Source organism: Pseudomonas sp. ME-P-057 (genome assembly GCF_030208975.1).
In the GTDB taxonomy this organism is placed as follows: Bacteria; Pseudomonadota; Gammaproteobacteria; order Pseudomonadales; family Pseudomonadaceae; genus Aquipseudomonas; species Aquipseudomonas lutea.
In genome coordinates, this window is record NZ_JARVSX010000002.1 from 1 (window position 1) to 19,088 (window position 19,088).

Annotated in this window: 13 protein-coding genes; 6 read left to right on the forward strand and 7 right to left on the reverse strand. The window is 59.0% G+C overall.

What is annotated here, in order from left to right:
- The 5 genes from QRN48_RS01350 to QRN48_RS01370 form a co-directional block, all read left to right on the forward strand.
- Window positions 1-2,330 (forward strand): DUF637 domain-containing protein (locus QRN48_RS01350; RefSeq protein WP_285348485.1); only part of this gene is annotated, 2,330 nt, incomplete at its 5' end.
- 364 nt (window positions 2,331-2,694) lie between these two features.
- Window positions 2,695-3,084, forward strand: coding sequence for a hypothetical protein (locus QRN48_RS01355; RefSeq protein ID WP_285348568.1), 390 nt, complete (start codon window positions 2,695-2,697; stop codon window positions 3,082-3,084).
- A 308-nt stretch (window positions 3,085-3,392) separates the two neighbouring features.
- Window positions 3,393-4,067, forward strand: a complete 675-nt coding sequence (locus tag QRN48_RS01360) for a hypothetical protein (protein ID WP_191945462.1) — start codon at window positions 3,393-3,395, stop codon at window positions 4,065-4,067.
- 401 nt (window positions 4,068-4,468) lie between these two features.
- A complete protein-coding gene (locus QRN48_RS01365) occupies window positions 4,469-5,578 on the forward strand; it encodes a WD40/YVTN/BNR-like repeat-containing protein (RefSeq protein ID WP_502944560.1) in 1,110 nt (369 codons plus the stop codon).
- 30 nt (window positions 5,579-5,608) lie between these two features.
- A complete protein-coding gene (locus QRN48_RS01370; RefSeq protein WP_191945415.1) occupies window positions 5,609-7,990 on the forward strand; it encodes an efflux RND transporter permease subunit in 2,382 nt (793 codons plus the stop codon).
- 315 nt (window positions 7,991-8,305) lie between these two features.
- Here the strand turns inward: QRN48_RS01370 and QRN48_RS01375 are convergent, their stop codons facing one another.
- The gene (locus tag QRN48_RS01375; RefSeq protein ID WP_285348489.1) at window positions 8,306-9,157 is read right to left on the reverse strand and encodes a 3-hydroxybutyryl-CoA dehydrogenase; all 852 of its coding nucleotides are present in this window, start codon (window positions 9,155-9,157) and stop codon (window positions 8,306-8,308) included.
- 11 nt (window positions 9,158-9,168) lie between these two features.
- A complete protein-coding gene (locus QRN48_RS01380) occupies window positions 9,169-10,353 on the reverse strand; it encodes an acetyl-CoA C-acyltransferase family protein (RefSeq protein WP_285348491.1) in 1,185 nt (394 codons plus the stop codon).
- Window positions 10,354-10,539: 186 nt separating this feature from the next.
- Between QRN48_RS01380 and QRN48_RS01385 the strand changes: the two genes are divergently transcribed.
- Window positions 10,540-11,583: an AraC family transcriptional regulator gene (locus QRN48_RS01385; protein WP_285348492.1), complete on the forward strand. Its 1,044-nt coding sequence runs from the start codon at window positions 10,540-10,542 to the stop codon at window positions 11,581-11,583.
- A 69-nt stretch (window positions 11,584-11,652) separates the two neighbouring features.
- On the opposite strand, the gene QRN48_RS01390 is transcribed toward QRN48_RS01385, so the two are convergent.
- The 5 genes from QRN48_RS01390 to QRN48_RS01410 form a co-directional block, all read right to left on the reverse strand.
- On the reverse strand, window positions 11,653-12,300 hold the full coding sequence (locus QRN48_RS01390; RefSeq protein ID WP_285348494.1) for a TylF/MycF/NovP-related O-methyltransferase: 648 nt from the start codon (window positions 12,298-12,300) through the stop codon (window positions 11,653-11,655).
- Between the two features lie 143 nt (window positions 12,301-12,443).
- Window positions 12,444-13,715: an ATP-grasp domain-containing protein gene (locus QRN48_RS01395; protein WP_285348496.1), complete on the reverse strand. Its 1,272-nt coding sequence runs from the start codon at window positions 13,713-13,715 to the stop codon at window positions 12,444-12,446.
- Window positions 13,716-13,764: 49 nt separating this feature from the next.
- Window positions 13,765-17,304, reverse strand: coding sequence for a glycosyltransferase (locus tag QRN48_RS01400; protein ID WP_285348498.1), 3,540 nt, complete (start codon window positions 17,302-17,304; stop codon window positions 13,765-13,767).
- Window positions 17,291-18,310: a hypothetical protein gene (locus QRN48_RS01405; protein ID WP_285348499.1), complete on the reverse strand. Its 1,020-nt coding sequence runs from the start codon at window positions 18,308-18,310 to the stop codon at window positions 17,291-17,293. The genes QRN48_RS01400 and QRN48_RS01405 overlap by 14 nt, the downstream gene beginning before the upstream one ends.
- The gene (locus tag QRN48_RS01410) at window positions 18,303-19,085 is read right to left on the reverse strand and encodes a WbqC family protein (protein WP_285348501.1); all 783 of its coding nucleotides are present in this window, start codon (window positions 19,083-19,085) and stop codon (window positions 18,303-18,305) included. The genes QRN48_RS01405 and QRN48_RS01410 overlap by 8 nt, the downstream gene beginning before the upstream one ends.
- Between the last annotated feature and the right edge of the window lie 3 nt (window positions 19,086-19,088).

Below are 19,088 nucleotides of genomic sequence, written 5' to 3' on the forward strand. Positions count from 1 at the left end.
GCGGCGGCGCGATCAACTTCGAGGGCGTTAAAGACCTGCATCAGGAGAATCATTCGAAGAGCAACAGCAGCCTTGCCTGGAACTCCATGTCCGGGAAGGGCAAGACCGACGAGACGTTGCGCCAGAGTGAGCTAATTGCCAAAGGAACAGTTGCAATCAACGCGGTGGACGGCCTGCATATTGAGGTCAAGCAGGTTAATCAGCAGACGGTAAGCCAGGCGATTGATGCGATGGTCAAGGCTGATCCTGATCTGGCCTGGCTGAAGGATGCGGAGAAGCGGGGGGATGTTGACTGGAAGCTGATCAAGGAAACCCACGACGCCTATAAGTACAGCAACTCGAGCCTGGGTCAGGGCGCGATGCTGGCGATCATCATTATTGTGACCGCTCTTACTGCTGGAGTCGCTAGCGGGGCTGTTGGAGTGATGGCCAGCGCTCAGGCTGGTACTACGATGGCTGCCGCCACTGCGGCGACGGCGACTGCGAGCGCAACGACTGCAGGCCTTGGGAATATGATAGCCACCGCAGCCTTGACGTCGATGGCTAGCACCGCAGCCGTCAGCGTCATCAATAACAAAGGTAATCTCGGGGCGACCTTAAAAGACATTACGTCCTCCCAGTCGATAAAGGGATATCTGACTTCTGCGGCGATGGCCGGTGTCATGCCCGGCTATGACCCTGCTTCCCTAGGCTTCAATCTCAGCAGCGCCCAAGTCGTTTTGATGAAGTCAGCGTCTGACGCATTCGTTAATACTGTAATTAACGGCGGCAGCTATTCAGACAATCTTGGTAACGCACTTGTAGGTCAGGCTAGCAACATTGGCATGGCGATGGGCTTCAAGATGGTCGGCGATTGGGCGTTGGGTAAGTACGGCGACGGCAGCCCTCAAAAGATAATGGCACATGCCTTGGTGGGCGGGTTGCTTGCTGAAGCCACCGGAGGGGATTTCAAGACAGGGGCCGCTGCTGCTGGTGCTAACGAGGCACTGATCAACGTACTGAGCAACATGGTCGGAGGTGACAAAAACCTCCAAGTGATGGCATCGAAGCTGACTGGGCTCGTGGCTGCAGCGGCCGTGGGTGGCGACGTCGCCAAAGGCGCTGAGATTGCACAGTACGCGACGACCTATAACCGACAGCTGCATGTTGAGGAGCAGAAGTGGTTAGAGGATAACGCCAAGACGTTCGCTGATAAGTACGGAATCACCGAGCAGGCGGCCATGGAGCGGCTTAGCCAGCAGGCGCTTAAAGACACCGATATGTTATGGCGCTCGGTCTTAAGCGACGGAACTGACAGCGATGCCCGGGCATTCTTGGCCGGCGCGGGCCAGACGTTCACCAATGAATTGGGAAACAAGCAGCAACTGTTCACCACATCGGGGAACCAGCTCTTCCGTCCGGAGATGTTCGCAGACACCGCAGACCCGAAATTCTATAAAGAGTTTGTACAGAGCGGTATCAGCAGGGATCTGAGTACCGGATTGATCAAAGAGCTAAAAGACTCTGGTATTGCTCTGAAAAATGGTGCCGTTGATCTGTATGACGCTGCCAAGAAGGACCCTGGCGCCGTATTTGGCGGCATTCTGTCCAGCTTGAAAGATGTGCCGGCAGGCGCTCTTGAGAGTTTTCAGGAGAGCGCCAAGGCCATAGGAGAAGGCGCCGCTGTGGCGCTGAACCCGGAACTGTCAGATAAGCTCACCAGTATTTACGGACAAGACGTCGGCAGCGTCCAAAAAACGTTGCTTGCCGTACGTATTTTCACGGCAATCATTGGTGCTAAGTCGGTGGCTGAGGTCGTCGATGTCGTGGCTACCAAGTCAGCCGCGGCTATTGCGAAAGCCTCCGACAAGCCGCCTGCTAAAAATCTCAATCCGGACAGCGCGTTCACCGATAATGAAACAGGTTCGCCTGCTCATGCGGATGCCCCTGATCCTGATCTGCCTCCTCCTGCGGACTCACCCGCCGGCGGTGCAAAAGTAACAGGTGGTGCAGTAGAGCTAACGTTTGACAAGGCTACCCGGACTTGGACAACTCCAGCTGGTCTAGACTATGGACAAGGATCGGTTCAAGGAAACAGAGTTTTGCATGTTTTAGAGCATGCGGAGCCGAATCCGGCCAAGACAACACATAGCGTCTTTAGTATGGACAGAAAAGAGATTTTAGGCGCTGTCGATGAAGCATGGCTCAAGAAAGGTAGTCCTGTAGTAGGTGATCCGGGTGCATATGTTGTCCCGATGGGCCGAGCGATTGGTACTTCGGGAGAAACGAGTATTAAAATTATTGTTCGGCCTGGGACCAGTCAGGTCATTACAGCCTATCCTGTTAAATAGAGAAGTTTTATATGTTGTGTCCAAGGTGTGAGCAGGGAGATATTGTCAAGGCTAAAATTATAGCTGACAACACTTGTTTGTTCGTATGTCAAGAGTGTGAGGCGTCATGGTTTTTATACGAAGACATTGGGGTTAGGGCCTTTTTCGACTATGGGACTTATATGGAAAGTCTAGGACTGAAACCACTATGGAGTGAGTTGAAAATTATTCCTGAGTAGGTGCAAAAGGGCCGGGCCAGGTCACCCCTGATGCAATAAGCCTCCCCCAAGCTCAGCTCGGTTGAAGACCTTTTGGGCAGACATTTGAAAGTATCCCGCTGTCGCACCTTCCCAATTGGAAGACCGGTTTGCTTGTAAATGATGGGGTGTTGGGCGAGCAACTGGCCCTCCAAACCCTTAACGAGAAAACCGGCCTAAATTTTAAACCTCTGCAAAACAGTAGCAACCACGGCTGCGATGGCTGCGCGGTTGCGATCAATGGCGATACGATTACCGTGGTGGTGATGGATGCGAAGTCTTCGGTGAATGGCGTAAGTAAGGCCGGTACGCCGCATGGGGACCCGAGGACGCGGTTGGAGGGGTGGCTGGGCAATAGATCAATTGCCGATTCCGATCCTGCTTTACGCGATGCTTTGCAAGCGGCGTTGGATTCAGGAAAAACCAAGGTTCAAGGTGTAACAGTCAAGGTCGGTATTCCCGCCCCCGGTAAAACAGGTGTAGCAGAATTTAAGGTAGAACCATGGACCAAGAAGTAAGTCAGTGCGAGCGCTCGGGCGTAAACCCGAAATGGCCCTCCTACAAAAGTGTGCTGGGGCGCATAGCTAAGGGGCCCCACGTCTCAGATGAATACGAGTTGAATGGCATCCGTGAATATGTTGAGCGCGGCGATGCAGTTGCGAAGCCATCAATGCCTGTTCCGAATAGTGACAACGTTACGCGTAGTAGCTCCGAGTGGATGGCCGTCACACGAGCACACAAGGTATTGGCAACCGTACCAGATAACCCGCAATGGCTTCTGGAGTTGGCCCATTGGCTGCGCTATTACCAAGTAGGAATTTCGCAGTTGTTCTTCTGGGCGGGCCAGTTCGACATTATTGCCAAAGCGGCTGGAAATGATCGACGCCGCCAAAACTACAGCATCCAAACCGCCAGCAATATGATGGCCACCATGGCTATCCTAGGCTGGAAGGATGCCGTCATCCATCAGGGCTACCTCACCCATGCCGCTCTCAACCGTGGGCATCAATTAGTGATTGAGTACGAAGAGCAGCACCGCCGCGCCCAAGCCTTTATGCTGCGTGTGTTTGCTGATTGGGTGGGCGATGTCTCGCATCAATGGCCTGCTTACTCTTACGACGAACCCATCTACGAAGCCTTGTTGGCCAAGTGGCGCACTCCCAGCCCCGACGACCTGATGCCCTGTCTGTTGGCCGCGTGTGACCGCCACACTTGGCAAACCGGCAAAGAGAGCCAGAAGAATTCTTACGACTTCAATCAGGACTGGCACTTGGAGCGCGTGCCGGTGGAAATTCTCTATATCCTGCGCCTGCGCCAGTGGGAAGGTTTAGCCAATCCGCAGAAGATCGATCATCCGCTGTTGGCCGCGCCCTTTGATCAATTGCCGCCCGAGCAGCCAGTGCCTGAGTTGGACGAGTTGATGCAAGGTGTACTAAACCGTGCCAGAGAAGACTGGCCAAATTACGAGGATGTGCTGTCTTTGCCAGCGCTGAAAGGTTGAATAGGGTGCAAGAGGAGCGACAACTGCTGGGGAGCCTGCTGGCGCACCCATCAGCTCGGCGGCGGGTGTAGAGCATTCATACAGCAGGAGCAAGAAGGTCAAAAAGCAGGAACACCACGTCAGCCAGGTCCAGACCGAGATCACGGCGGGCGGTAGCGTGGCTGTCAGTGCATTGCCCAGATGCACTCACTCGGCCGGATCGCTAAATCACTCACAGTGATAACCTCCCAATCACCCACCCCGTGCTTAACAAAAGATAACGTCATGTCGATTGTCATACGTTTCCAAAGCTGGCTAGGATGAGGTCGCTTCGGTACGGCCGTCTCGCGCGCAGGCTAGAGCGTCTGCGCGAGGCGGACAGGCCCTGAAGAACCTAATAAAAATAAAGAAGGGGAAGCTCCATGCGTGAGCCTGTTATCTGGCGCACTTGGTTTGCAAGGGTTCGTGGCGACTCCTGCACACGAACACGATTCAATAGCCTGCCTTTCAGCGCTGCGCTGTCGCTTCTCATGACCCCCTTCTTCTGTGGTGTGGCGTTTGCCGCCGACACCGCACCCGCCGTCACACCCGCCGTTACAACTGCCAACGCTGGCGAGTCCGCCGTCTATGCCCTCGAAGCCGCAAAAGCCTCCCGCAGTCTGCTGCTGGACGTGACCCATGCCGGCAAGCGCATGGTGGCGGTAGGGGATCGCGGCCACATCCTGTATTCCGACGACCAGGGCAAAACCTGGACCCAGGCCAAAGTGCCAACGCGCCAGATGCTCACGGCGGTGTATTTCGTCGATGAGCAACACGGCTGGGCCGTGGGGCACGATGCGCAGATACTTGCCAGCAGCGATGCCGGCGCCACTTGGACCAAACAGTTCGAAGACCTCAAGCGCGAAGCACCCCTGCTGGATGTCTGGTTCAAGGACCTGAACACCGGCATCGCCGTGGGCGCCTATGGTGCGGTGCTGGAAAGCACCGACGGGGGCCAGCACTGGGAAGACATCGGCGAGCGGCTGGACAACGAAGATCAGTTTCATCTCAACGGCATTGCGTACGTGAAGGACGCCGGGCTTTTCGTGGTCGGTGAGCAGGGCAGCATGTTTCGCTCGTCGGACGACGGTCAGACGTGGGAAAAGCTCGAAGGCCCGTATCAGGGGTCGTTATTCGGTGCAGTCGGTACCGCTGAAGCCAAAACGCTGCTGGCTTACGGTCTGCGCGGCAATCTGTTCCGCTCGGCCGATTTCGGCACCACCTGGGAGCCCGTCCCGCTGCAAGGCGAGCGCGGCCCGCTGGAGTTCAGCATCGCCAATGCGTCGCTGATGCCGGACCGTTCCATTGTGCTGGTGGGCAATGGAGGCAGCGTGATGCGCAGCACCGATGACGGCGAAAGCTTCACAGTGGCCAATCGTCCCGACCGGCTGTCGCTGTCGGGCGTGGCCGAAGACGACAAGGGCAATCTGATTCTGGTGGGACAGGGCGGCGTTCGCGTCACCTCGCCGACGGGCGCTGACGGCACCCGATAATAAGAACGACGCAGGCGAGGATTCGTTTTCATGACCAACCTTCAACAACATCACGACAAGCCGACGCGCCTGGAGCAGTTGATTTTCAACAACCGTCCGATGGTGATCGGCATTTGCCTGCTGGTGAGTATCTTCCTGTTCTGGCAAGCCACGCTGGTGCGCCCGTCCACCAGTTTTGAAAAGATGATTCCGCTCGGTCACCCGTTCGTTCAGAAGATGATGGAGCACCGCAGCGACCTGACGAACCTCGGCAACACCGTGCGCATCTCGGTGGAGGCCAAACAAGGGGATATCTTTTCGAAGGATTACATGGAAACCCTTCGTCAGATCAACGACGAAGTGTTTTACATATCGGGCGTGGATCGCTCCGGACTCAAGTCGTTATGGAGTCCCAGCGTGCGCTGGACGGAGGTTACCGAAGAGGGGTTCGCCGGCGGTGAAGTGATCCCGCAAAGCTACGACGGCTCGCAGCAGAGCCTCGACACGCTGCGCAACAACGTCCTCAAATCCGGACAGGTCGGGCGTCTGGTGTCCAACAACTTCAAGTCGAGCATCGTCGACGTGCCGCTGCAGGAGTTCTACCCGGACCCCAACGACCAGAGCAAACTGCTGCCGCTGGATTACCGTCAGTTCTCCCACCAGCTTGAAGAGAAAATCCGCGACAAGTACGAAGCGCAGAACCCCAACGTAGAGATCCACATCGTCGGTTTCGCCAAGAAAGTCGGCGATCTGATTGATGGTCTGATCATGGTGGTGATGTTCTTCGGCATCGCTTTCCTGATCACGCTGGTCCTGCTGATGTGGTTCACCCGCTGCGTGCGCAGTACCGTCGCGGTGTTGAGCACCACGTTGATCGCCGTGATCTGGCAGTTGGGGCTGATGCATGTGGTGGGGTTTGGTCTGGATCCCTACTCGATGCTGGTGCCGTTTCTGATCTTCGCCATTGGTATTTCCCACGGCGTGCAGAAAATCAACGGCATCGCTCTGCAGTCCAGCGATGCTGATAACGCGCTGACGGCCGCCCGGCGCACGTTTCGCCAGTTGTTCCTGCCGGGAATGATCGCGATTCTTGCGGACGCCGTCGGCTTCATCACGTTGTTGATCATCGACATCGGTGTGATCCGCGAGCTGGCGATTGGCGCTTCCATCGGCGTCGCGGTCATCGTCTTCACCAATCTCATTCTTCTGCCCGTCGCTATTTCCTACGCAGGCATCAGCAAAAAGGCGATTGTGCGCAGTAAGGAAGATTCAGTACGGGAACATCCGTTCTGGCGTCTGCTGTCGAATTTCGCCGCGCCCAACGTGGCCCGTGTCTCGGTGGGGCTGGCATTGGTCGCGCTGGTGGGTGGCCTTTGGTATGGCCATAACCTGAAGATCGGCGACCTTGATCAAGGCGCGCCGGAGTTGCGCCCGGACTCGCGTTACAACCAGGACAACAATTTCATCATCAGCAACTACTCGACCAGCTCCGACGTGCTGGTGGTGATGGTCAAGACACCGACCGAAGGATGCTCGGCGTATCAAACGCTGTCGGCGATCAACGAGTTGTCGTGGAAGATGGAGAACACGCCAGGGGTGCAGTCGGCTATTTCGCTGGTGACCGTTTCCAAGCAGGTCATCAAGGGCATGAACGAGGGCAACCTGAAATGGGAGTCGCTGTCGCGCAACAAGGACGTGCTCAACAGCTCGATCGCGCGGGCCGACGGCTTGTACAACAACACCTGTTCGCTGGCGCCGCTGTTGATTTTCCTCAACGACCACAAAGCCGAAACCCTGGACCGTGCGGTGCATGCGGTGCAGGAGTTTGCTCAACAGAACAACAGGGACGGCCTGGAGTTTCTGCTCGCGGCAGGCAATGCCGGCATCGAGGCGGCGACCAACGAGGTCATCAAGCAGGCCGAGCTGACCATCCTGATTCTGGTGTATGTGTGCGTGGCGGTGATGTGCATGATCACCTTCCGCTCCTGGGCGGCGACGCTGTGCATCGTCCTGCCGCTGGTGCTGACGTCGGTGCTGGGCAACGCACTGATGGCCTTCATGGGCATCGGCGTGAAAGTCGCGACGCTGCCGGTGGTAGCGCTTGGGGTGGGCATTGGGGTCGATTACGGGATTTACATCTACAGCCGCTTGGAGAGTTTCCTGCGGGCAGGGCTGCCGTTGCAGGAGGCGTATTACCAGACGCTCAAATCCACCGGCAAGGCAGTGCTGTTCACCGGCCTGTGCCTGGCGATCGGCGTCTGCACCTGGATTTTCTCGGCGATCAAGTTTCAGGCGGATATGGGCCTGATGCTGACCTTCATGCTGCTGTGGAACATGTTCGGCGCACTGTGGCTGCTGCCGGCGCTGGCGCGGTTCCTGATCAAACCGGAGAAGATGGCGGGCAAAGTCGGGAATTCGCTGTTTTCCCACTGACCGCACGCGATGCCCTAGTGGGACCGGCTTCAGCCGGGAAGAGGCCGGTTTGATCACCATCAATATTGCGGTGTGGCAACCGACGCTTTCCCGGCTAAAGCCGGTCCCACACGTCGGCGTCGCAGCCAGCTTCACTGGGACACATACGATGCCCTAGTGGAACCGGCTTCAGCCGGGAAGAGGCCGGTTTGATCACCATCATATTGCGGTGTGACAACTGACGCTTTCCCGGCTAAAGCCGGTCCCACAAGTCGCCGTCGCAAGTAAAGCCGGTCCCAAGTCGTCATTAACGCGGGTCCCACATCGGGGGACCACTCAGTTATAGGTAAAGAACCCACGCCCGGTCTTGCGTCCCAGATACCCGGCCGCCACCATTTCCTTGAGCAGGGGAGCGGGGCGGTATTTGCTGTCGTTGAAGCCGTCGTGGAACGCTTCGACAATCGCCAGCAAGGTGTCCAGGCCGATCAGATCAGCCAGCGCCAGTGGCCCGATGGGCTGATTGCAACCCAGGCGCATGCCGTCGTCGATGTCCTGAGCGGTGGCCAGACCTTCCTGCAACACCAGAATCGCTTCGTTGATCATCGGCACCAGAATCCGGTTGACCACAAAGCCCGGCCGGTTGCCGGCGGTGATCGCGGTTTTGTTCAGCCGCTCTGCCAGCTTGATCGCTGCGATGTGGGTGGTGTCCGCTGTCTGCAAACCACGAATGACCTCGATCAGGCTCATCATCGGCACCGGGTTAAAGAAGTGCAGGCCGATGAACCGTTCCGGGTGCTCGACGCTAGCCGCCAGCTGGGTGATGGACAGCGACGAGGTGTTCGACGCGATGACACATTCGCGGTCGACATTCCCGGCGATCTGCTTGAGCAGGCGCAGCTTCAGCTCAAGGTTTTCGGTAGCGGCTTCGATTACCAGCTGCGCGCCGTTCAACTGCCCGTAGTCAGTGGTGAGGCTGATACGCCCCAGGGCCGCTTCGGCAACATCGGCCGCCACCGTTTGCTTGACCACCTGACGCTCCAGATTCTTGCGCACGGTGGCGATGCCGCGCTCCAGTGCGGTGTCGGAAACGTCCAGCAGCGTGACGTCGAAACCGGCCACCGCGCACACCTGCGCGATGCCGTTGCCCATGGTCCCCGCGCCGATCACGGCGATGTGATGCATGTTCATCAGCAGCCTCCTTACACGCGTTCGAAGATGACGGCGATGCCCTGACCGCCGCCGATGCACATGGTCACCAGCGCATAGCGGCCCTGGATGCGGTGCAGTTCGTGAATGGCTTTGGTGGCGATGATCGCGCCGGTGGCGCCCACCGGATGACCCAGGGAGATGCCCGAGCCGTTCGGGTTGACCTTCTCGGGATCAAACCCCAGCTCACGGGCAACTGCGCAGGCCTGTGCGGCAAAGGCTTCGTTGGATTCGATGACGTCCAGATCAGCCACTGTCAAACCGGCGCGCTCCAGCACCTTGCGGCTGGCCGGGATCGGTCCGAGGCCCATCAGCGAGGGCTCAACGCCGGCATGGGCATACGCCACCAACCGCGCCATTGGCTTGAGGCCGTGTTCGCGAACCAGGTCGCCGTTGGCCAACACCAGCGCCGCTGCGCCGTCGTTCAGGCCGGAGGCATTACCGGCGGTGACAGTGCCGTCCTTCTTGAAGGCAGTCTTCATCTTTTCCAGCTGCTCGGCAGTCACGTCGCCGCGCACATGCTCGTCCTGGGCGAAGGTCACGGTGCCTTTGCGCGTGGAGATTTCAATCGGCACGATCTGACTGTCGAAACGCCCCTCGACGATGGCACGGGCGGCACGCTGCTGACTAGTCAGCGCAAGGGCGTCCTGGTCCGCGCGGGTGATGCCGTACTGCTCGGCGATGTTCTCGGCGGTGATGCCCATGTGGATATTGGCAAACGGGTCATGCAACGCGCCCAGCATGTAATCGAAGGCCTGCACATTACCCATGCGCGCGCCCCAGCGGGCCTGCGGCATGATATAGGCGCCGCGGCTCATGGACTCGGCGCCACCGGCCAGCGCCGCGCCCGCATCGCCGAGCATCAGCGACTGCGCAGCAGAGACGATGGCTTGCAGCCCGGAACCGCACAGGCGGTTGACGTTCATGGCCGGGGTTTCTTTGGTAAGGCCGGCTTCCAGGGCGATGACTCGGGACAGATAGGCATCGCGCACTTCAGTCGGAATCACATGGCCCATCACCACGTGGCCGATGTGCTCGGGCGCCAGACCGGATTTTGCCAGCGCGGCGCGGCTGACCTGGGTGCCCAGTTCGATGGGCGAGACATCCTTGAGCGAACCGCCGAATCCACCGATGGCGGTACGCAATGCGCTGACGACGAAAACTTCGGTAGTGCTCATAAGGGCTCCTGAAACGTTGGGGATGTAGGGCGTCATCTGAAATCGGGATTTGACCAGAGACCGGCTGGCGGCAAGTCTAGACCTGCGTTTGAGCAGGGCCTATGCCAAAACTGTCCAGATGGAATGGCGTTCTTTACCATCGGCAGATGAGTCGGTGGAGCACCACACAAAAAAGGGAAGGCGGTCATGCGGGAAAAGGATTCAGTGTCGATCTACTTCGTCCAGCTGGTGGTCCACGCGCTGCGCGACCAGCCGCTGCGGCTGCAATCGGTGCTGGAGGCGGCCGAGATCGACATGGCGTTGCTCGACGACGCCAGCGCGCGCGTCTCGGCCAGCGCCTTTGCAGCCCTGTGGCTGATACAAATCAAGGAACTGGGCGATGAATTCTTCGGCCTGGACTCCCACGGCATGCCGTTGGGCAGCTTCGCGCTGATCTGCCGCGGGCTTATCCAGGAGCCCAACCTGGAAAAAGCCCTGCGCCAGTGCCTGAGCAACTTCAGCCTGTTCCTGCGCGATTTTCGCGGCAGTCTGATCGTTCGCGGCCAGCGCGCGGTGCTGGCTGTGGAGACAGCCACGGACGATCCGGTTCGTCAGCGCTTCGGCGAAGAGACCTTTTTGCTGCTGATGATCAGCCTTCTGTGCTGGCTTGGCGGGCGGCGCATCAGCATTGATCGGGCACAGTTTCGCCAGCGTCGCGAGCGCCTCAGCGACGATTCGCTGCTCTGGGGGTTCAACCTGAGCTTTGGCGAGCAGCGCACCGAAATCGAATTCTCCAGCCACTACCTGCGCTTGCCGGTGGTGCAGACCCTGCCAGCGCTCAAGTCATTCCTGCGCACCGCGCCGCAGTGGCTGGTGATCCGCTTTCGCAACCAGCGCGGCTTGGCGGCGCAGGTCTATCAACGGCTGCGCAACAGCCATTACGGCCATTGGCCAACGCTGCTGGAAATGGCCGAAGAGTTGAAGCTCAGCGCGACCACGTTCCGTCGCCGCCTTGAACGCGAAGGCTGCGCGTTTCAGGGCATCAAGGACGATGTGCGACGCGGTATCGCCCAGCAGAAACTGCGCGACACCGAATTGAGCGTGGTGGAGATTGCTTCACTGGTAGGGTTCCAGGAGCCCAGCGCGTTTCACCGGGCGTTCAAGAAGTGGACAGGGGAGAGCCCCGGGGCGTATCGCGCGCGGCATGTGGGGCTCACGCTCCAGGCCGCACGGGATCAGGGTCTTTCGTAAACGCCGAGCCACGAACTGACGACCCCGATGCGGCCTTCGCTGGCACGCCAGGCCATGTCGAAATCGGGTTTACCTGCTGAGTGAGGACGTTTGAAAGCCATCGCCGATTGTTGTCGCCGACTTTAGCTTTATAAGGACCGCATGCCCGTTCAAGTTCTGAAATAGGAAGTAATTGGGGTCTTGGGCAATTTCCTGTACCAACTCTGTGACTCCCTCGCAGCCCCAAGTGCCGTAATCATCAAACACCACCAAGCCGTGCACGCTCAGACGCGGGCTGACCCACTCGAAGACATCCTTCGCCGACAGGTAGGTGTCTACGTCGATGTGGCAAAAGGAGAATAGGTTGTGCTCCACCTGGTGAGCGCTTTCCTCCGGGAAGATGCCTGGCAAAATCTCAACGTTCTGAGTCACCCCCAGTGTGCTCATCAGCTCCATCACTGCCTCCTTTGAGGTGTCGGCATGTTCGCCACCCCGGTAGAGCGTGTCTTTGTCGCCAGCTTTGACCACGCCTTGAAAGGTGTCGCACAGGTAGATCTTTCTGGGCATTGGAAAGCGCTTGAGCATGCTGGCGATCAGGCCCCCGGTACCGCCCTTCCAAACGCCCACTTCAATGGCTTCGCCGGGCACGTGCTCAAGCTGCTGCATCAGGGTCCAGAGTTCATAGCAACGGTAGATATCCACCAGCGTGGAGTGCTTGATAGTGTCGAATACCTTCATGAAGGCGGGGTCGTTATACCAAGGAGAATAGGTCGCTCTCGAAATCAACACTGAGTGTGGATGTTGAGCATTAAGCGGATTGATCCACGTGTCACGAAGCCTGCGTAGAAGGTAACGACGCAGCTTGTCAAATTTGAATGATTTCAAAAGAAAAACTCCAAAGCATCTACATCAAAGACCGGGATGCCGCACGTCGTCGCCACGTCCAGTCGTTCCGGAAAGTGGTTGTCGACGAAGATGGCGCGTCCATGGGTGAAAGCTGATTTCTTCTCGCCGTTGTCGAGGTGGATGATTTCGTCAAACAGCTTCGGGTCTATACGCGCCTCACCCAGTGCATGCAGCGGGTCGCCGACGTGGCGAGTGATGAGAACCAACCGTTTGCCTTTGTCGAGCATCCGGTAAAGGAAATACAGGGTTGAGGGGATGGCTTTGCCGTCCTTGATCACGGTCTCATCGAAATCGACGTAGACCGTGTCGAAGTCTTCGTCCAACTGGGCCAGCGTGGTGATGCGTCGCTCGACCAGATTGACCCCCGACAGCGGCAGAGCCATCACGTCGCGACGCATGAAATCAAGCACGGCCATCAGGGGCAGATTCACGCCTCTGGCACGTTGGGTCACCATTGCGCCGGCCACCCGACAGCTTATTTCCAGCAGCTTCCAGGCGCCGCTGTGGTCTTTTTTAAGCTGAAAGAACCATGGGCCACGCAACGTCAGCCGCTGATTGATCAGCTGAGCGATGGTTTCAATTTCTGCAGACAGTGTCAGGGGACGACAGCGCATGGCGATGCCTGCGCGCACGCGTTCACGCGTCCGCGGGCCGATCCAGACAATCCGGCGGTTTCGGTCCGTGAAGCAGTCAACGGTGATTTCCTCGCCGGGCAGGTATTCCACGAGCAAAGGCGCTTCCAGTTGCGCTGACGCTGCGTCGGCTTGGGCAGCAGTCTGGACCAGGCTCACGCCCTGACCGCCCTGGCCCATGTCCGGCTTGACCACCACCGGCCAATGTTGGACATGCTCGACCGAACGGTAAACGGTCGGTGTCCATGGCTGGTCGGAAAACAGGCCGTAGGTCAGTGATTTCTGTCGGCTGGTCCGCGATGCATTGCTGTCGCCGTTGACCAGTGCCACGTTCCAGGCCGCGACCCGTGTCGACAGATAATGCTGGACGCTGTCATGGGTGGCGAACACCAACTGAATACCCCATTGAGCCAGAAGACTCGCGAACTTCGCGTCGAAGTCTGGGGCATCAATGCGCGGCAGATCGCCCACATAGCGCGCAAACAAAAAGCGTCCGTGGTCATCGACGCTGGAAGCGCCAAACAGATTGACGTGGATCGAATGCATCAGGGCCTGATGTATTTCCGATGCGTTTTCCGATCCGCACGGAAAGACCAGGACATTTACCGCTGCCATGGGTTTGATTCCTGCACAGAGTGTCCGAAGGCATTGAGGGATGCAGGCATCATTCAGGCAACCAGCTGCGCAGCGAATCGCGCGCGCCATCCGGGGTACTGATCCATCCGCTACGCACTTCAGCGCACAGTGCCGCTCCTTCCTGCCTGGCGGCTTCGCGGTCTGCCAGGCGCGTGCGAATTTCGCGCACCCACAACGTCGCATCGTTGGCCAGCCGTGTGATTGGCAAGGCTCCGCGCAGGCCGTCGACATCGCTGGTGATCACCGGTACACCGCAGGCGCCGTATTCGAGGGCCATCGTATTGCTGCGGCAGTGATTGGCAGCGTTCAATGTCATTGGCAGCAACGCCAGGTCAAGGTCGAGCGCACTTAACATTCCCGGAGCATCCTGCGTGTGGGCGTTCAGGTGCGTCTCGTGCGCGTACTTGCGCAATGCGACGGGCGCCTTGCCCATAAACACCCATTCAACCTCGCCGGCGAGCGCTTTGACGATCGCCTCCACCATGAGGCTGTCCTCGCCAACGGCCGCTCCCATGAGGCAGGCCACGCGCGGCCTTTGCGTCAGCGCCTGGGTGTGTGCAACCTGACTCCAGCTGGCAGGCAGCAGGGTAGGCACCACCCGGATATCGGCGTGCCAACCCTTGAACAGTTCGGCAAGACCTCCCGTAGGCACTACGAGTCGATCCACATAGCTCAGGGCCTCCTTGAGCGATTGCTTGATGTCCACGCCCTGGCCGTTGACCTGACCGGTGAGGTCGAGACCGGCCGGGTACTGGTCGATGTCCAGCACCTTGAACGCCCCCGAGAACGCATGGATCTTGCGCATCATCTGCAGGCGCGGGGCGTCAATACGCCGTTGCAGGACGATGACGTCCGGTCCGAACCGCTGCAATTCGACTTCGCTGAGCAAGTGACGGCTGATCATGCCGTCGACCTCGCCGCTGTCCTGCAACGTCTCGAAGGGTTGGGCAAGGCGTCGGCTGGATGAGGGTTGCGAGTCCGCAGGATGCGCCAGCACGACGGGGAGCGGTCGCCAGGACAGCGGCTTCCAGGACAACCGGGATCGCCCGTCAAAATGGAAACCGCCATTGTTCAGGGACAGGTTGCGGTTGTACGCCGGGTCGGCGGCCAGAACCGGCAGCCACTTGGAATACATATGCGCCTGCTCGCCGCTGAAGCGTGCGAGCTTGCTTTCGAATGTGGCAATGTCGATGGCTTTCTGGCTGACACTGCCTTCATGGAGCAGGCACGCATGAGGCGTCCAGACGTTCAGATACCCCTGGGCGCCGACCTTGAGGCAGAGGTCCACGTCATTGTAGGAAACCGTCAAGTGCTCCTCGTCGAGACCGCCGACCTCGTCATAGACCGACTTGCGGATCATCAGACAGGCCGCCGTGACCACGCTGTAATTCTGGTCCACCAGCAGACGCTGCATGTAGCCGGCCGCGTCGCCAGCCAGACCGATGAACGGATGCGCCGCAGGCCCTTCCAGGCCCACGATGACGCCGGCGTGCTGGATATTGCCGCTGGGGTAGAGCAGTTTCGCGCCGACGATTCCAACTTCCGGCCGCAGCGCGTGATTGAGCAGCGCCTCCAGCCAGTCATCCTGCAGCACCGCTGTGTCGTTGTTCAGCAGGACCAGGTATTCGCCGTTGGCATGTCGGGCCGCCAGGTTGTTGATCGCAGAGAAGTTGAAAGCATCGGGGTAGCGCAGCACGCGAACCTTCTGGCCGCCGATGGCTTCGATTTCGCGGAGCCAGGCCACTGCGTCAGCAGCCTCACTGTTGTTATCGACAATGATGATTTCGTAATGGAAGTAACGCGTTTTTTCCAGAATGCTTTCGACGCATCGCTGCAGAAGGTGCAACTGGTCTTTGGTTGGAATGATGATCGAAACCAGTGGCTGATCGACGTGGCCGTATTTGAGATGGTAATGCCTGGCCGGGCCCTGCTCGATGGTGTGCTCCGAGTAACCACGCCGCTCCAGATGGCGGCCAAGGGCGATGACTTCATCAGGGTTTTCATCAAGCGTCGGCGTCTCGCAAATCAGCAGTGGTTCCGCGACATGCTCTACACACGGCAAGCCGTTTCGTTCGATCACGCGCAGAATCAAGTCCAGCTCAAGCGCCTGCGGCAGGGCGGGATCAAACCCGCCGGCTGCAAAAAACGCATCACGACGCATGAGCCAGTGACCCGCGGTAATGACAGGCAGGCTAAGCAGGAAATCCAGGTTCATATCAGGTCTGAACGCGGCGCCCAGGGTATTGCCCGAGCGGTGAATTTCATCGCAGAAGATCAGGCTGGCCTGGGTCTCGGACAAGCGGGGTTCCAGGCACGTGATGCCGCTCGGCAAGAGCACGTCGCCGGCGCGTAATACCAGCAACCACTGCGCGTCGCTGTCCTCAAAGCGGGCGTTTATCCGCGCTGCGGTCTCTCCCGCCGCTTCCCACTGCGTGCCGAATGTCAGGTCTGGCGGACAGGGCAGGGGGCTGTAAACCACTTGCGCCACGTCGCGCGCGGCCAGGCTCTGCCATGCGTCGAGGCTGGTCAGCGTCGTCTTCAGCGCCTCGGGATCGTTTTCTGTGTCCACGACCACTACAAGCACATCCCCGCGCGGCAGTTGTGCCAAATGGTCAGCCATGATCGTGCGTTGCGCAGGCGTCAGGTAGCGGTCTTTAAGCCACCGCTCAATGGAAGGCTGCTGAGTAAGCTTGTAATCGTCTGCCGCGTGCTGGGTGAGGTCGATAAAACTGCGGAACTGGCTCCAGAACTCAACCTCCATGTCCAGCCAGATGTCGTATACACCAGCCACCGTATCTCGGGCCCGTTCATACCCGCCGGGCTCATCGTGCAATGTGGCACCCAAGTCCCCGATATAGCTCGTGAACGGAAGCGTCTGAATGTGCTCGCCCTTGAAATAGATGACCGGGCAGCCGCAAAGCATGGCTTCTGTGCAGATTGTGGAAATTTCATACGAGTACAGAGCTTTTGCGTATTTGAAAACTTCGGCAAGCTCGGCAAGGGTCTTGGGATTTTTAAAGGTCAGCAGCTCTACGTCTTCCGGCAGCAGACGGAAGTCGATCTGGTCGTACGGATAGCGATGCAGGTACAGATAACTCTTCGTACGGTCGGTGGGCTTGTCTGGAGGGCAAAACAGTTGCGAATCGATCACCGGCAGGGTCAGCATGTTGCCTTGCGACGTGCTGTCCTTGAAGTCTTCGGCGTAGTAGAAGAAAAGATCAGTGTCGGCGGCGCCCACATCACGCCCGTTCAGGAAGCCTTCGCGATTGAGGATGTAACGCACGACCACCGCGCTACCCAGCGGGTTGCCATCGATCACCTCGGGGTAGACGGCAATGGGCACCCGGCCTGCTCGCCGGTGCTGTTCCATAATCGCTTCGGTCAGGAATGGTGTGCGCAGTTGCGGGTTCACCACGTCGCACAGCGCCACATACGCCTCGTGCCCCGAGATGTTGAGGGCATGGCAGAGGTAATGCAGCACGCAGATGCCGGAAGAAGTCTCCCGATAATCGGGTGCGTAGATGTAGTAAGGATTCGCGATCTGCTGATGCAGACTATGGGCAGTCATTGTGGTTTTGATTCCAGGGTTCGGTCGCAAGTCGCGGATGGCTGTCGATGACGATCGCGGCCAGTCTGTTCATGTCTTCAACGCCGTAGCGCTGATCAATCGGAAGCGGTAAAAGCCTGCCCGCCAGTTCTCGCTCCAGCGCCGGAACGCCGGGCTCCGACAGCACCTCCCGCCAGTAGCAAGGCACGTAGACCCTCTCGCTCAACAGCGTCTGGCGCAGGCGCGCGGCCTCGTCGGGGTCGGCTGCCATGAACGGGTAACACAGCGCCGGAGCGGGCGCTAAGTTCAGGCCGCCGTGGTGGTTGATCGGGCCCAGTGCGTCATGCAATACCGAAAAATTGTCACGTCGTCGCTGCTCGATGTAAGGGTAGTCAATGCTGTCGAGCAGCTGCGCAGTGGCGCCGGACATCCCGCGCAAACCTTCCGCACCGAGTGCGTGCTCAACGTCGAGAAAGGCCGCGTAGTGCGCTTCCGGCGGGCCAGCGAGGCGGCCGAGCAAGGCCTCGAACCGATCCGCCGATTGTCCAGGCGTGGCCGATGGCAGATCGACCGGCCCGTTCACCAACCAGCCGCCGTCGGGCACGCCGACGAACTTGCGAGGGGAATAGAGCGTGGGGACGCCCATTTCGGCGGCGCTGAAGAGTGACTGCGAATTGTCGACGATCAAGCCGTGACGGAGCCGTTCGACCAGGGTGTTGCGGATATACGCGTCCTTGAGCCCAAAATAATTGACGTAAAGAAACGCCTCATCGGCGGCCAGCGAGGGCAGGCTGGCAGGCTCCAGCGCGGCATCCAGGCCGTAACGCACAACCTCGACATCAATGGCACGTGCGGCGTCGGGCACGACCGCGCACACATAGTGCGGTAACCAGACCCTGCGAACCTTCTGTGCGAGCAGCAGCGCCTGAAACGCCGAGCGCGCGAGGTTGTAAGCACGGGCGCCCGGGAAAAGCGGCTGACCTTTGCGCAGTTCCAGCTCGAAGAAGCCGCCCATGGCCTTATCCATCAATGACTTTCCCGCGCCGGGCACAGGTGCTGACGGTCTCCAGGTCGTTGAACATCAGCAAGTCGAGGATCGAAAGCGCGGGCACAAACGGTTTGCCCAGCTGCTCGTAAGCGCCAAGTTCGGGTTCGAGGAGTTCCAGCGCGTAACCGGCGTCGGCGAACTCGACGCTGTCGTACATCGCGCCACCTGCAACCGGGTTGAGGTAACGGGTGCCGCCGATCGCCCTGATCGTCTCGATTACGCGTGCCTGCCCCTTGGCATGGGATACCGGCGCCCATTCGCTGGCCCGGACGATCGGCGTATGAATGCGCAACAGGCTGCAACAGGAGCGCAGCGCCAGCTCATTGAACTCGGCAATATTGCCGGCGGGTAACTTGAGCAGCGCTTCAAGCCAGGTCAGCGTGCGCTCCGCGTGAGGCGCCTTGCGGTAGGCAAATGCGAGCCGGCTGATGACCGTGTCGATATCAAAGTGCGGCGACACCTGGCGTTGATTGATTAACTGCGAGTGGCTGCCTTTGGCCAGCGGCAGACCGAACCATTTCGGCTCACCCTCCAGCAAGTAGCGGTTGCGCTCGATCCAGCCGTTTTTGATGAACTGCACGTTGTCATACAGCACAAAACAGTCGCTGGCGGCGATCAGCTGAAAGTAGCCCAGGTAAGGAAGAAAATACGGCTGCATGAGCGCAATCCGCCCCTGAGCCAGCAGCGCATCGTCCTTCGTCGACGGCTCTAACCCGGCATGGCGCTGACTGGGGGCGATCACTATGGATTGCATCGG